Genomic DNA, 13,339 nt, shown 5'->3' on the forward strand with positions numbered 1-13,339 from the left:
ATTTCAAAAAAGAATAGACCAAAAATTGAAAGATAATTATGAGTTGATTATTAACACAGATAATTCAAATTCTTTAACAAAAAAGTTTTTTTATAATAAAATAAAAAAAAATTATAATAGTCTTGCTTACACAAGCGTTATTAAACATAAAAAAGTTCCAAATACTTTTGCTAGACAGATTTTTACTAAAAAGGGTCCTATAGCCTTTTTACCAATTTCAAATAAGAAAACTTCTATAGTTTATTCGATTAACGAGGAGAAAAAAATAGATCAAAAAACTTTATTAAATTTCCTAAATATTTATAATGATTTTTATGACATCAAACAAATAGAAGAATTTAAATCATTTAATCTAATTTCTACAAATCTAAGAAATTATTTCTATAAAAATATACTTGCATTTGGTGACCTAATACACAGGATTCATCCATTGGCTGGCCAAGGTTTTAATATGACAATTAGAGATATTGAACAATTAATTAATATCATTAAACATAAAAGAGATTTGGGTCTCAATTTAGATATTTCTGTTTGTAAACAATTTGAAAAAAATACAAAATCAAAGAATATAATCTTTTCTAATGGAATTGATTTAATTCATGAGTTTTTTAGCTTTGAAAATAAAACTAACAATAAAGTTTTAAGCCAATCACTTCAATTACTTGGGAAAAATCAATCTCTAAATAAAATGTTTATAAAATTTGCAGATAATGGATTGATTTTTTAGTTATTGAACTGTGTTATTCTCATAAACATCAAATGTATATGTTTTTAAAATTTCAGCAATTTTATCTTTTCTGAGATCCAAGTTTTTAGCTTCTAGTAAAATCTGTTTTTCTTCCAGTGTGAAGGGAGACGCCATAGCAAGCGCATTTATTGTTTCATCCAAGCTTTGTTTTTCTAAAGCTTTCCAATTTATTATAAAGCCTTTCTTTTCAAATAGTGATTTTAGATCTTTAAATATGAGCTCTAGATCAGAAAACTTTAATTCTTCTATTCTTTCATCTAGATCTCTTGCAAAATTATCATAGTTAACTTTTAGAATTCTGTATTTTTTTTCTGATTGTATTTCTTTAATATTTTTAAATCTTGAGATACCTTTCAATTCAATTAAATATCGACCATCCTCGGTTTCTCTAAATGAAGTAATTTTTCCTACACACCCCACTTGGTATAGTTCTGGAACACCATGTTGATCACTTGATTTTTTTGGTTGAATCATTCCAATTAGTTTGTTTGATTTCATGCTGTCGTTAACCATATCTATATATCTTGGCTCAAAAATATTTAGAGGGACACTTGTTTTTGGAAATATTATAAAATTACTTAATGGAAATACAGGTAGTTCAGCAGGAAGATTTTTCATATATAACTATTAACAAAAATTATATTATAGTTCTATATTATTAATTTTATGATTATCTGGATTGCTTCATACCCTAAAAGTGGAAACACTTGGTTAAGAGCTTTAATTAGTACCTATTATTTTTCTAAAGACGGTATTTTTAATGATAGGTTATTAAAAAATATTGATCAATTTCCAACCAGTAACTACTTTAGAGATTTTAATCATAATAAAAGCATACCTGGAGATACCTGTAAATATTGGATTAAAGCGCAAGAAAAAATAAACTCTAAAATAGATATTAAATTTTTTAAAACTCACAATGTTTTTGGCAAGGTAAATAATTTTGATTTCACAAATTCTCAAAATTCAGTTGGTTGCATTTATGTTGTTAGGGATCCAAGAAATGTAATTACATCTCTAAGAAATCATTATCAATTAAATAATGACCAAGCTTTTAATTGGATTACTGATGAAAAAAATTTTATTTATAATGTATTAGAATTTGAAAAAGAGGGATACAGTGATTTCCAATTTATAAGTTCCTGGAGCACAAATTATAAATCTTGGAAAATTCAAAAAAAAATTCCAATAAAAATAATAAAATATGAAGATTTATTAAATTACACATATGTAATTTTTTCTGATGTTTTAAAATTTATACAAGAAATTACTAATGACAGTTCAAGTTTAGACAAGGACAAAATAAAAAAAACTTTACGTTCGACATCTTTCGAAGTTCTTAAAAAAAATGAGATTAAAAACGGTTTTTCAGAAGCTGTGCCCAAGAAAGATGAAAGAGATAGGAAAATTACTTTTTTTAATCTTGGACCAGATAATAATTGGAAAAAAATATTAGATAAAGATATTAAAGAAAAAACTGAAAAAGCTTTTGATAGTTATTTAAAAGAATTAAATTATAAATAGTAAATTTTCTTATTGCTTGCATTTATAAAAACCGCTAACTATAATGTTTTTTAAATAAGCGGGCATAGCTCAGTGGTAGAGCGTCTCGTTGCCAACGAGAAGGTCGAGGGTTCGACCCCCTTTGCCCGCTCCATTTTTATTTAAAAATAATGATTAATCAAAATAATAATGCTCTTAGAGAATTATTTAATTTAGCACTCGATAATCACAAAAATAAAAAATTTATAAAAGCTAAAAATCTTTATGAAAAAATTCTAAACATTAATCCAAATTTTCTAGATGCTAAAAATAACTTGGGCTTAGTTTTATTGGCAGAGAATGATTATTTAAACGCAAGAAAAATTTTTCAAGATGTTGTTGAAACGAATCCAAAGATTATTTCAGCTCAATATAGTCTAGGATTTATTTTTAAAAAAATAGGTGATTACGAAAATTCAATCAAGTCTTTTAAAAATGTAATTAAGATTAATTCAAATCAACTAAATACTAATTATAATCTAGGACTTATTTATAAAGATATTGGTGATCAAAAAAATGCCGAAAAACATTTTAAAGAAGAAATTAGACTAAACCCCAGATTTGTAGACGCACATAATAATCTTGGCATAGTATTTTCAAGTTTAGGAAATTATGAAGAAGCGATAAATTGTTTTATCAATGCATTAAAATTTGATTCAAACTTTAAAAGTGCTAAAGAAAATTTAGTGTTAGCTTTAACAAGTTGTAATTTTGAAAGCACTAATCCAATAGTAACTCTGCATAATGATATAAAAAAAAAGTATAAAAATTTAGATTTAAAGCAAAATTTAAAAAGTAATGACTTAACAAAAAATTTTGGGAAATTTAATCAAAATTTTAATAAACACAAAAAATATATTGAAGAGATTAATTTTACTGAAACTCAAACTTTTAGACGAAACTCCTATAATTTAAACTGTGAAAGGCATCATGAGCTTTACAATAAAAAAAAAATTATATCAAAGTTCTGTTTTGGTTGTTTTAAAATACAAATTGAACCAAATTGTGTTCTTGATTTAGTTAAGTTATATTTTGTATTTGATGATTTCAGATTTTTAAAAAATAATTGGAGAAAATGTATGCTTGAGTTTAGACAGAATATTAATGGTCTGTATAAAGGTTTTATTTATTGTACGTCTCTTAAAGAAGCAGAGGATATTTCAAATTATATTAAACCTATATTGCATAAGACTATGTCATTTAAATTAAGTATTAAAAGAGGATGTTCAGAGTTTTATGATACCTTTCCTAATTTCAAAGAACTTGATACAAAAAATAATGATTATATGCAGTATGATCCAGAATGGGAACTTTTAGAAAAAAATTTTGATAAAAATAAAAAAATTAACAAAAAAACTTTATCTACACTAAGTGGATTATCATTATCTGATTTTTTAGTTATTAATAATTGGCTAAATTATGCAAAAATGATAGATGATCGGTCATATAAAAAAGTAAGTGAAGAATTTATTTACTCAAATTATATTTTTGAAAAATTATCTAATCAAATTGAATTTCGAAAAAAACAATTTTCGTGTTAGTATTTTAAAAATGAGTGACCTTGAAAATAAAAAATGTTTGCCATGCGAAGGTGGGTTGATTCCATTTGATATATCAGAAATTCATAAATATCAAAAAAAGGTTGATGGTTGGGATATAGCAAAAGATGAAAATAAAATATTTTTCTTATTTAAAAAATTTAAATTTGAAAATTTTATAAAAAGTCAAAATTTTGTTATTGATGTTGGTAAAATTTCTGAAGAAGAGGGTCATCATCCAGATATAAGTTTTGGCTGGGGTTATGCAGAAATTAAAATCACCACTCATGCTATCAAAGGTCTTTCAGAAAATGATTTTATTTTAGCTGCTAAGATAGATAAAGCTATTAATGTCTGAAATGTCTTGTCTTAGAAAAGACTAGAATAGTATCTGTTTCGTTTGCAAATTTAATTATTTCTTTGTCTCTAATGGATCCTGAGGGCTGAATTACAGCCTGAACTCCTGATTGAACTAATTTTTCAATTCCATCTACAAATGGAAAGAAAGCATCTGATGCTGCAACTAAATTATTTCCAAATAAATTAAATTTTTTCATTTTATTAATTGCTATCTCACAGCTATCTAATCTACTAGGTTGACCTGATCCAATACCAACAATTGACTCATCTTTTGCAAGAACAATTGCATTCGATTTGACATATCTACAAACATTAAATGCAAAAAATAAATTTTTAAGCAGTTTGGGGTTTGGTTTTCTTTTAGACACAACTTTAAAATCTTTATTTTTGAATATTTTTAAGTCTTCAGATTGAACTAATATTGCTTCATTTGATGAGGCGAATTTCGTAATTTCACTAAGTGAATAATTTGTTGCATCAATTAAACGTAAATTTTTTTTAGTTTTAAGTATTTTTAGAGCCTCACTATCAAAACCATTAGCAATAATTACTTCTAAAAAAAGTTTATTAAGCTCTACCGCAAGATTTTTCTTTATTTTAAAATTACAAGAGACAATTCCCCCAAAAGCACTTATGGGATCACATGCTAATGCAGCTTTATAACTATCTAGAGGATTTGAATTTATTGAAACACCACAAGGGTTTGCATGTTTTACAATTACAGTACCTTTATTTTTTGGTAATGATTTTGAAATAGTTAAGGCAGCAAATATGTCGTTAAAATTATTATAACTTAGTTGCTTTCCTTGAATTTGTTTTAAATTAGTTTTTAAATTTTTTGAATAGTATCCACTGTATTGATGTGGATTTTCTCCATATCTAAGTTTTTCAATTAAATTTGCAGAAAAAACTTTTTTATCTGGTAAATGTATATTTGCTTTTTTATTAAAATAATTTGAAATCACAGAGTCATAGTAAGCAGTTTCAGTAAAAGCTGTTCTTGATAGTTTTTCTCTAAAGTTTAATGATGTAGCTCCATTATTTCTATTCATCTCATCTATTAATTCTTGATATTGATCTGCAGAAGTAATGACCGTTACGTCATTATAATTTTTAGCAGCAGACCTAACCATTGTGGGACCACCCACATCTATATTTTCAATTATTTTTTTGTGATTATTCGTAGTTTCTAAAGTTTTTTCAAAGGGATAAAAGTTAACAATTACTAGATCAATATTTTCAAAATTATTTTTTTTTAAGTCATTTAAATGTGTTTTATTATTTCTTTTATTAAGGATACCTGCATGTATTTTTGGATGCAAGGTTTTAACTCTTCCTTCTAAAATTTCAGGGGAATCTGTAAAGTCAGATACTTCTAAACAATTAAATTTTAATTTTTTAATTTCTTTATATGTTCCACCAGAACTAATAATTTTGATGTGATATTTTTTTAAAATATCTAAAATAGGTTTTAAATTATTTTTATCTGATACAGAAATAAGAGCTGTTTTTATTTTTTTCATTATATTTTACTTATTTCCCATCTAATTATTTGTTCACTTTCATTATTCAGGTCTGAAATAAATATATTTTGGTTTTCTTGATATGAATTTTTATTACCGAAAAATAAACCATTATCAATATTTATATCATAGTTATCACAACTAAATTGCCAACCCTCATCTTCTAATTGTATTAATATAAACTTATTATTTTGTGTTTTCATAACTTTAGAATCAGGATGAAGGTGAAACCTAATATCAAATTTAATTTGCTTATCAGGATTTTTTCTTACTATTTTGTCATGACCAATAAATTTAAATTGTTCCGGATAGAATTCTATTTCTCTATGATGATCTAATTTAAACTTTTTGAAGTAACCATTATGACTTGCTGAAATTTTCCAATAGTTTTTCTCAAAAACTACATTTTTATTCCCAATTTTTAAATCTTTTTGTGTAAAAAAATTATTACCAGCTTTAATAAAATCACATGAAGAATAATCTTCAATTGAAAGTGTACTTTGTAAAGCAGTACTTTTGGAAAATTTATTAAATCTATTTTTCGTATCTGGATAATATCCAGAATTTGAAATTAATTTTTTATCATTAGAAAAAATTTCAAAAGATAAGGCGCCTGCTTGGTAATCTTTGGTATATATTTTTTCAGGATTTGAACCAATGTCAGCTGCTAGAATAAACTTTTTATTTTTTAATATTATATATCCAGCTAACTCATTGATTTGATTTTTAAAAGTATATCCAAATCTTTTTAAATATTGATCAAATTCATGATGATTAGATAAATAATTTCCGTTAAAAAAAATATCTTGTTTTATGTTTTGCCATATAAAAGCATAACTGGATCCTAAATAATATATAGTTTCATCAATATATTCTGGAATTAGATTTTGTGATTCTTTAAACCACTCTCTAATAATGATGAGATATTTAAGATAAAAAACTAAATTTTTAATATTTCTTGATTTGGGAAAACCTTGTTTATCAAGAGAGTGTTTAATTAAATTTTTTAATATATTTAAACCCTTGTCTAAATAATTTTTCTCATCTTTATATGCTAAACCTGTTAAAATTATTGCAGCACAGCCAATCAGTTTTTCTTCTGTTTCATTTAAATTTTTGATTTCGTTTATCAAATGGTTAGTTTGTTTCTGAACCATATGATTAAAAAATAATCTATATTCTTCATTACTATCTTCATAAGTTAACTGATGATTGGAAAGCCAAGCAATAATTCTTTTTGCTGTAATATTGAATTCCCAGATATTCTCATCAAATTTTTCATTCTTATTAATCCAATTGAGAATAATTGTTTGCGTAGTTTCTTTTGACGATTTTAAATCTAAACTGAAAAACCAAAAAAAATTGTTAAGTTTTTTAAAGTCCTTTGAGGAAATATTTTTTTGCCATATGGTCTCAGTTGCAAAATCTTCAATTTTATATTTTTTTTTCTGATACGTTATAATTGAAGATAAAAGATGAGGACTTGGTTTATATTCAAAATTGTTATTAAAGGTTTTTGAAATTCGCTTTTCATAAAAATTTGAATTTTTATATAATTTTTTAAATAAAGATTTTAATTTAAAAAATATTCCACTAGAAAGATTTAAGGAATTTTGAGATTGCATTAACTTATTTTCTTTTTAATAAATTAATATTTTTTTTAATATCTCCATCATTGCTGTTAAAAACTGTTGTACCAGATACAAGAATATTAGCACCAGCTTCAATTGCTATTTTGCAATTGTCGAAATTTATCCCACCGTCTATTTCAATATCAAAGTTAAGTTTTTCTATTTCTCTAATTTTTTTTAATTGTTTAATTTTTTCTAAGACTTCTGGCATGAATTTTTGTCCACCAAACCCAGGATTTACACTCATTATTAAAACTAAATCAATTTTATTTAATAGATTTTTAACTAAATCTATACTTGTTTCAGGATTGAGAGAAACTCCTACCTTTTTTTTTAGATCTTTTATTTTATTTATTGAATCTTCTAAATTATCAGTTGCTTCTGGATGCACAGTAATTATATCTGCACCCGCATCTGCATAAGCTTCTATGTATTTATGTACTGGAGAAATCATTAAATGAACATCAAATTTTAACGAACAATGTTTTCTGAGGGCTTTAATCACTGGAGGGCCGATTGTTAAGTTTGGAACAAAGTGTCCATCCATAACATCTACATGAATCATGTCAGCCCCACCTTCCTCAAGTCTTTTTATTTCATTGCCTAATTGGCTAAAATCAGCTGATAAAATTGAAGGTGATATTTGTATATTTTTCATTGATATCTAGATTTACTAGTATCAATTTTTAAAATTTAATTGAATTAAAAAATTGATAAATCTGTCTAGAAATTTCACTTTCAAGAGGAAAAGACAACATCCCCATAACTGAATATCCCAAGATCCAAGGCATCAAATAAAATCTAATCATGAAAAAGAACCAAGCTACGTAAAGTGGCACTAATGGTTGTATAATAAATGATGGTGTGACAAGTTTAAAAATTCTTAATAAGGGATTAGTAAATTTTACAAAAGCTTTCATAAAGAAAAAATTTGAATCTTCTCTTTGAAAGATATTCATTGCTACTCTCCCAACTAAAGTCCACATTATAATTCCAAGGATATAGTCAATTATATAAACTAAAGGATGAAAGTTAGCAGACATTAAAGAATTTATATTTGATCTTAAAAAGAAAAAAAAGGGGCGAAATTAATCGCCCCTTAAAAAGATTATTTATTTTTGGCCACCGATTACAGATGCACCCGCAGGTACCCTAGAATCATCAACCATTTTTTGTGTTGCAGCGCTTGGTGCTGAAGTCATTAAACTTACAACAACCATAGCTACTAAGCTAACAGTAGATCCGAAGATACCAAATGTTAACTGAGTAATTCCTAAGAATCCGCTTCCTCCACTTCGTACCCAAACTAGATACGCGAAACCAGAAACTAATCCTAAGACCATACCAGCTATAGCACCTTCTTTATTAGCTCTCTTCCACCATACACCAAGTACAAGTGGCCAGAACAATCCAGACATCGCAAAGTCAAAAGCCCAGATTACTGAACCTAAGATACCTTGGATCTCCATTGCTGCAATAGTTGCTCCTGCAAAACCAATTACTACAAGTAATACCCTTGCAACAACTAGTCTCTTAGCAGTCTCAGCTTTAGGGTCTACCATTTTGTAGTAAACGTCATGCGAGATTGCATTTGCAATTGCAAGAATCAAACCATCTGCAGTTGACATCGCAGCTGCCAAACCTCCAGCAGCAACTAGACCTGAGATTACATATGGTAATCCAGCAATTTCTGGTGTTGCTAATACAACGGCTTTACCACCCATGAAGAACTCGTTTAATTCAACAGTTCCATTTCCGTTAAAGTCGCTTACAAACATCAGATTTGCTTGGTTCCAGTTTTGATACCAATCGATTGCTTGAACTTCTGCAATTGATTTACCAATAATACCTGTCGGTAAGTTTGGATCAATCAAAGCAAGCTTAGATAGTGTCGCTAACATTGGTGCAGAAGAATATAGTAGGAAGATAAAGAACACTGACCAACCTACTGATTTTCTAGCTGCTTTTACACTTGGAGTAGTAAAGAACCTCATCATTACGTGTGGTAATGAAGCTGTTCCCATCATCATTGCTAATGCTAATGAGATGAAAGCCCAAGGTGTTGCATTTACTTCAGAGTGAGCTTTAGTAATACCAGCTAACCCTTTAGGTACTGTAGCTAAATCAGCAGCAGAGTTTTTAACAAAACCATACTGTTGTTCTAACTCACCAATTCTAGCAACTTCATCAGCTAACATGAAGTGTGGGAAGAAACCCGCACCAATATTATTACTGATCCAGAATACAGGAAGTAGGTAAGCTATAATTAGTACAATGTATTGCGCAACCTGTGTCCAAGTTACCCCTCTCATACCACCAAGCATTGAACATAGTAAAATACTTACTAGTCCAACATATACTGCGTATTGGAATGGGATATCTAAAGCAACAGCTGCAATAGTACCTGTAGCGTTAATTTGTGCAGTCACATATGTGAATGATGCAACAGTTAAAACGATAACTGCCATCAATCTTGCAGTATTACCACCGTATCTAGTACCCACGAAATCTGGAACTGTGTAACAACCAAATTTTCTTAAGTATGGTGCTAATAAAGTTGCAACTAACACATAACCACCTGTCCAACCTACAAGCAAAGCCATATATCCATAACCTTTGAAGTAAATACCACCTGCCATCGCAACGAATGAAGCACCTGACATCCAGTCGGCTGCTGTTGCCATTCCGTTGAACACAGTTGGAACCGTTCTTCCAGCTACGTAATAGTTACTTGCTTGGGCTGTTCGAGATAGCCAACCAATTGCTGCGTAGATGAAAATGGTAAAACCTACAAAGCAAATACCTATTGCTTTTGCAGACATACCCATCTGCTCACCAATCGCCATTAAGATTATGAAACCTATAAATCCACCTGTGTAGATTCCATAAACTTTAGGCAAGTTATCTATAAAATTACCCTTAATCATTAGTCGTCTCCTTTTTCACTGAAGCCGAACTCTTCATCAATTTTTTCTTGTCTACCTGCAAACCAGAAAATAAGGATTACAAATATTGCAAGAGAACCTTGACATGTGAACCAATAAGTTAATGGATACCCAAAAGGTCCAGTAACCGAGTTCATTTCAGCTCCAAAAAGGAATATACCCATTGAGAATACAGCCCAGATTGCTAATGTAACAAATAGCAAACCTCTGGTCTTTTCCCAGTGTTGAGCGCTTTTCGCCATGTATACCTCTCTTTTTTAGTTATAACTGATAAAACCATAACCATTATGAAAGAGAATAAAAGTGTAAAATTAGCCGTATTAGGTTAATTTTTTCATTTATTTTCAATAAAATTAACTTTTTATGAGTAAAAAAAAATTAAGTTGGAAAGATTTATCTTTAAGTGATTTCAAAGTTTATTTTTTTTCCTTGTTTAAAGCTTTTATTCCTAAAACAAAAATTAAAACTTTAGATGAGTTAGAGGAGTTTATTCAAACAAAATCTGCATGGGTATCTCAAGTTACACTTTATAGTTATTTAAAAACTAGAATGGGGACAAGATATGTTCTTCATTTTGATAATGATGAATTTATGAAATCTGTAAATGAAGCCAAATGGAACATTTATTCTGTTGCTCTTCAAGATTTAACTTTCTTTGCTTTTTCATATTTAAAAGTTCATTCTAGTTTTAATGAACTAGACAAAGCTAAAGAAATTTTTTTAAAAATTTTAGATGATGAGACAACAAATAACATGCCCTTAAATATTATTGAAGACGCGAAAAAAGAATTTGATGAAAGACTAATTAAAATTAATTGGGAGAAGTATCACAATGATCGTCCTTTCAATCCAAGTGCTTTGGCAATGTATAAATGGGCACCAATAGCAGATGAATTAAAAACTCTTGATCGAAAAATAGTTTTAAATTCTGTTATTTTAAAATGGGATGTTATTAAAAAAGAATTTAAAGACAGAATACAGTTTTAAATATTTTTTCTGTTTTCAACTAAACTATCTACAACACTAGGATCGGCTAATGTAGTTGTATCTCCCAATTGACCATGTTCATTGGCAGCAATTTTTCTTAAAATTCTTCTCATTATTTTTCCAGACCTTGTTTTTGGAAGTCCCGGAGTAAAATGAATTAAGTCAGGTGTAGCAAGTGGACCAATTTGTTTTCTAACCCATAGCTTTAGATCTCTTTCGAGTTCACCAGTTTCTCTTTCACCAGCATTTAATGTTACATAACAATATAGTCCATTACCTTTAATATCATGTGGGTAACCTACAACTGCCGCTTCTGCTACCTTTGGATGAGCTACAAATGCACTTTCAATTTCAGCAGTACCCAAGTTGTGTCCTGATACAATAATTACATCATCTACCCGACCTGTAATCCAATAATATCCATCCTTGTCTCTTCGACATCCGTCACCCGTAAAATATTTGCCCTCAAACTGAGAAAAATAAGTATCAATAAATCTTTGATGATCCCCATATACTGTTCTCATTTGTCCAGGCCATGATTGCGCTATACAAAGTCTTCCTTCTCCAGGTCCTTTTATCTCTTTGCCTGATTTATCAACCAACATAGGCTTAATTCCATAAAATGGTTTTGTAGCAGAGCCAGGTTTTAAAGGAATAGCACCTGTTTGAGGGGCAATTAATATCCCTCCTGTTTCTGTCTGCCACCATGTATCTACAATTGGGCACTTAGAATTTCCTACTGTTTTGTAATACCACATCCAAGCTTCTGGATTTATTGGTTCACCAACAGTTCCAAGTAACTTTAAAGATTTTCTAGATGTTTTTTTTACAGGCTTATCACCTTCTCTCATTAGAGCTCTGATTGCAGTGGGTGCAGTATAAAAAGTATTTACTTTGTATTTATCTACTATTTGCCACCATCTAGAACTATCAGGATAGTTTGGTATTCCCTCAAACATTATAGTTGTTGCACCGTTCGAAAGAGGACCATAGATAATATAACTGTGACCTGTTACCCAACCAATATCAGCAGTACACCAATAAATATCTTTTGGTTTGTAATTAAAAATATATTGATGAGTCATTGATGCATACACCATGTATCCACCTGTTGTATGTAAAACTCCCTTTGGTTTTCCAGTTGAACCTGATGTGTATAAAATAAATAAAGGATCTTCTGCGTTCATTTCCTCTGGCTCACACTGAGAAGGAACATCTTTAATTAAATCATGATACCAAACATCTCTATCATAATTCCAACTAATTGAATTTCCTGTACGTTTAACAACGATACATTTTTTTACATTAGGACAGCTCTCTAATGCTTCATCAGTTGTTTCTTTTAATGGAATAGTTTTTCCACCTCTAACACCTTCATCTGCTGTAATTATATATTCAGACTCACAGTCATTCACTCTTCCAGAAATCGAGTCTGCTGAAAAACCTCCAAAAATAATTGAGTGGACTGCACCAATTCTAACACACGCTAACATTAAAATAGCAAGCTCTGGTATCATTGTAAGATAAATTGTAACCCGATCTCCCTTTTTAATACCTAATTTTTTTAAACCATTTGCAGCTTTAGAAACTTTTTGATGAAGTTGTTTATAGGTAATTTTTTGACTATCTTTTGGATCATCACCAACCCATATTATTGCTGTTTTATCTTTTTTATCTTTTAGATGTCTATCGATACAGTTTGCAGATGCATTTAGTGTTCCATCTTCAAACCATTTAATTTTTACTTCTTTAGAACTGTATTTAACATCTTTAATTTTTTTATAAGGTTTAATCCAAGTAATTCTTTTTCCTTCTTTTTTCCAAAATTCATCGTTATTTTTTATAGATTGAGAATATTTTTGCTCGTATTTACTTTTGTTGGCCAAACTACTTTTGATCCACTCAGGTTTAGTTTTTATAATTAATTCAGGAGCAGGATTTTCACTTTGTTTTAAAATTTTTTTTGATTTTTTTCTTTTAACTTTAGTTTTTTTCTTAACTGCAGTTTTCTTTCTTACTTTAGTTTTTTTTTTAGATTTAGCTTTTTTCTTTTTTTTTGGCATGG

General features: G+C 28.7%; 13 protein-coding genes and 1 tRNA gene. 6 read left to right on the plus strand and 8 right to left on the minus strand.

The window, feature by feature from the left end; translation table 11 throughout:
• Window positions 1–727 (plus strand): FAD-dependent monooxygenase (locus ACTTAY_RS04230; RefSeq protein WP_440672496.1); only part of this gene is annotated, 727 nt, incomplete at its 5' end.
• On the opposite strand, the gene ACTTAY_RS04235 is transcribed toward ACTTAY_RS04230, so the two are convergent.
• Window positions 728–1,366 (minus strand): LON peptidase substrate-binding domain-containing protein, encoded by a 639-nt coding sequence (locus ACTTAY_RS04235; RefSeq protein ID WP_440672497.1) that lies wholly within the window; start codon window positions 1,364–1,366, stop codon window positions 728–730.
• A gap of 48 nt (window positions 1,367–1,414) precedes the next feature.
• Here ACTTAY_RS04235 and ACTTAY_RS04240 point away from each other — a divergent pair, with 48 nt between their 5' ends.
• From ACTTAY_RS04240 to ACTTAY_RS04255, 4 genes are all read left to right on the plus strand, one after another.
• Window positions 1,415–2,272, plus strand: a complete 858-nt coding sequence (locus ACTTAY_RS04240; RefSeq protein WP_440672498.1) for a sulfotransferase domain-containing protein — start codon at window positions 1,415–1,417, stop codon at window positions 2,270–2,272.
• A 58-nt stretch (window positions 2,273–2,330) separates the two neighbouring features.
• Window positions 2,331–2,405, plus strand: a tRNA-Gly gene (locus tag ACTTAY_RS04245).
• 16 nt (window positions 2,406–2,421) lie between these two features.
• Complete coding sequence (locus ACTTAY_RS04250; protein WP_440672499.1) at window positions 2,422–3,831, plus strand: tetratricopeptide repeat protein; 1,410 nt, start codon at window positions 2,422–2,424, stop codon at window positions 3,829–3,831.
• Window positions 3,832–3,841: 10 nt separating this feature from the next.
• The gene (locus ACTTAY_RS04255) at window positions 3,842–4,186 is read left to right on the plus strand and encodes a 4a-hydroxytetrahydrobiopterin dehydratase (protein ID WP_440672500.1); all 345 of its coding nucleotides are present in this window, start codon (window positions 3,842–3,844) and stop codon (window positions 4,184–4,186) included.
• Here the strand turns inward: ACTTAY_RS04255 and purH are convergent.
• From purH to ACTTAY_RS04285, 6 genes are all read right to left on the minus strand, one after another.
• Complete coding sequence (gene purH / locus ACTTAY_RS04260; protein WP_440672501.1) at window positions 4,176–5,711, minus strand: bifunctional phosphoribosylaminoimidazolecarboxamide formyltransferase/IMP cyclohydrolase; 1,536 nt, start codon at window positions 5,709–5,711, stop codon at window positions 4,176–4,178. The two genes, ACTTAY_RS04255 and purH, sit on opposite strands and share 11 nt — an antisense overlap.
• On the minus strand, window positions 5,711–7,336 hold the full coding sequence (locus ACTTAY_RS04265) for a heparinase II/III domain-containing protein (RefSeq protein ID WP_440672502.1): 1,626 nt from the start codon (window positions 7,334–7,336) through the stop codon (window positions 5,711–5,713). Before ACTTAY_RS04265 ends, purH begins: the two co-directional genes overlap by 1 nt.
• Before the next feature lie 4 nt (window positions 7,337–7,340).
• Window positions 7,341–8,000 carry a ribulose-phosphate 3-epimerase gene (gene rpe, locus ACTTAY_RS04270; protein WP_440672503.1) on the minus strand — a complete coding sequence of 220 codons (660 nt, stop codon included), beginning with the start codon at window positions 7,998–8,000 and terminating at the stop codon, window positions 7,341–7,343.
• A 28-nt stretch (window positions 8,001–8,028) separates the two neighbouring features.
• Entirely contained in the window at window positions 8,029–8,385 is a 357-nt protein-coding gene (locus ACTTAY_RS04275; protein ID WP_440672504.1) for a hypothetical protein, read from the minus strand.
• 69 nt (window positions 8,386–8,454) lie between these two features.
• A complete protein-coding gene (locus ACTTAY_RS04280; protein ID WP_440619142.1) occupies window positions 8,455–10,269 on the minus strand; it encodes a sodium:solute symporter family protein in 1,815 nt (604 codons plus the stop codon).
• Window positions 10,269–10,529 carry a DUF4212 domain-containing protein gene (locus ACTTAY_RS04285; protein ID WP_440672505.1) on the minus strand — a complete coding sequence of 87 codons (261 nt, stop codon included), beginning with the start codon at window positions 10,527–10,529 and terminating at the stop codon, window positions 10,269–10,271. Before ACTTAY_RS04285 ends, ACTTAY_RS04280 begins: the two co-directional genes overlap by 1 nt.
• Before the next feature lie 121 nt (window positions 10,530–10,650).
• Here ACTTAY_RS04285 and ACTTAY_RS04290 point away from each other — a divergent pair, with 121 nt between their 5' ends.
• Window positions 10,651–11,274, plus strand: coding sequence for an esterase (locus tag ACTTAY_RS04290; RefSeq protein WP_440672506.1), 624 nt, complete (start codon window positions 10,651–10,653; stop codon window positions 11,272–11,274).
• On the opposite strand, the gene acs is transcribed toward ACTTAY_RS04290, so the two are convergent.
• Entirely contained in the window at window positions 11,271–13,337 is a 2,067-nt protein-coding gene (gene acs / locus ACTTAY_RS04295; RefSeq protein WP_440672507.1) for an acetate--CoA ligase, read from the minus strand. The genes ACTTAY_RS04290 and acs overlap by 4 nt on opposite strands.
• Window positions 13,338–13,339: the final 2 nt, after the last annotated feature.

Source organism: Candidatus Pelagibacter sp. HIMB1715 (genome assembly GCF_052047595.1).
Taxonomy (GTDB): Bacteria; Pseudomonadota; Alphaproteobacteria; order Pelagibacterales; family Pelagibacteraceae; genus Pelagibacter.

Bases quoted from the DNA above. Each gene is read 5' to 3' on its own strand.
- ACTTAY_RS04235 (WP_440672497.1), bottom strand. From the start codon at position 1,366: ATGAAAAATCTTCCTGCTGAACTACCTGTATTTCCATTAAGTAATTTT.
- ACTTAY_RS04240 (WP_440672498.1), top strand. From the start codon at position 1,415: ATGATTATCTGGATTGCTTCATACCCTAAAAGTGGAAACACTTGGTTA.
- ACTTAY_RS04250 (WP_440672499.1), top strand. From the start codon at position 2,422: ATGATTAATCAAAATAATAATGCTCTTAGAGAATTATTTAATTTAGCA.
- ACTTAY_RS04255 (WP_440672500.1), top strand. From the start codon at position 3,842: ATGAGTGACCTTGAAAATAAAAAATGTTTGCCATGCGAAGGTGGGTTG.
- purH (WP_440672501.1), bottom strand. From the start codon at position 5,711: ATGAAAAAAATAAAAACAGCTCTTATTTCTGTATCAGATAAAAATAAT.
- ACTTAY_RS04265 (WP_440672502.1), bottom strand. From the start codon at position 7,336: ATGCAATCTCAAAATTCCTTAAATCTTTCTAGTGGAATATTTTTTAAA.
- rpe (WP_440672503.1), bottom strand. From the start codon at position 8,000: ATGAAAAATATACAAATATCACCTTCAATTTTATCAGCTGATTTTAGC.
- ACTTAY_RS04275 (WP_440672504.1), bottom strand. From the start codon at position 8,385: ATGTCTGCTAACTTTCATCCTTTAGTTTATATAATTGACTATATCCTT.
- ACTTAY_RS04280 (WP_440619142.1), bottom strand. From the start codon at position 10,269: ATGATTAAGGGTAATTTTATAGATAACTTGCCTAAAGTTTATGGAATC.
- ACTTAY_RS04285 (WP_440672505.1), bottom strand. From the start codon at position 10,529: ATGGCGAAAAGCGCTCAACACTGGGAAAAGACCAGAGGTTTGCTATTT.
- ACTTAY_RS04290 (WP_440672506.1), top strand. From the start codon at position 10,651: ATGAGTAAAAAAAAATTAAGTTGGAAAGATTTATCTTTAAGTGATTTC.
- acs (WP_440672507.1), bottom strand. From the start codon at position 13,337: ATGCCAAAAAAAAAGAAAAAAGCTAAATCTAAAAAAAAAACTAAAGTA.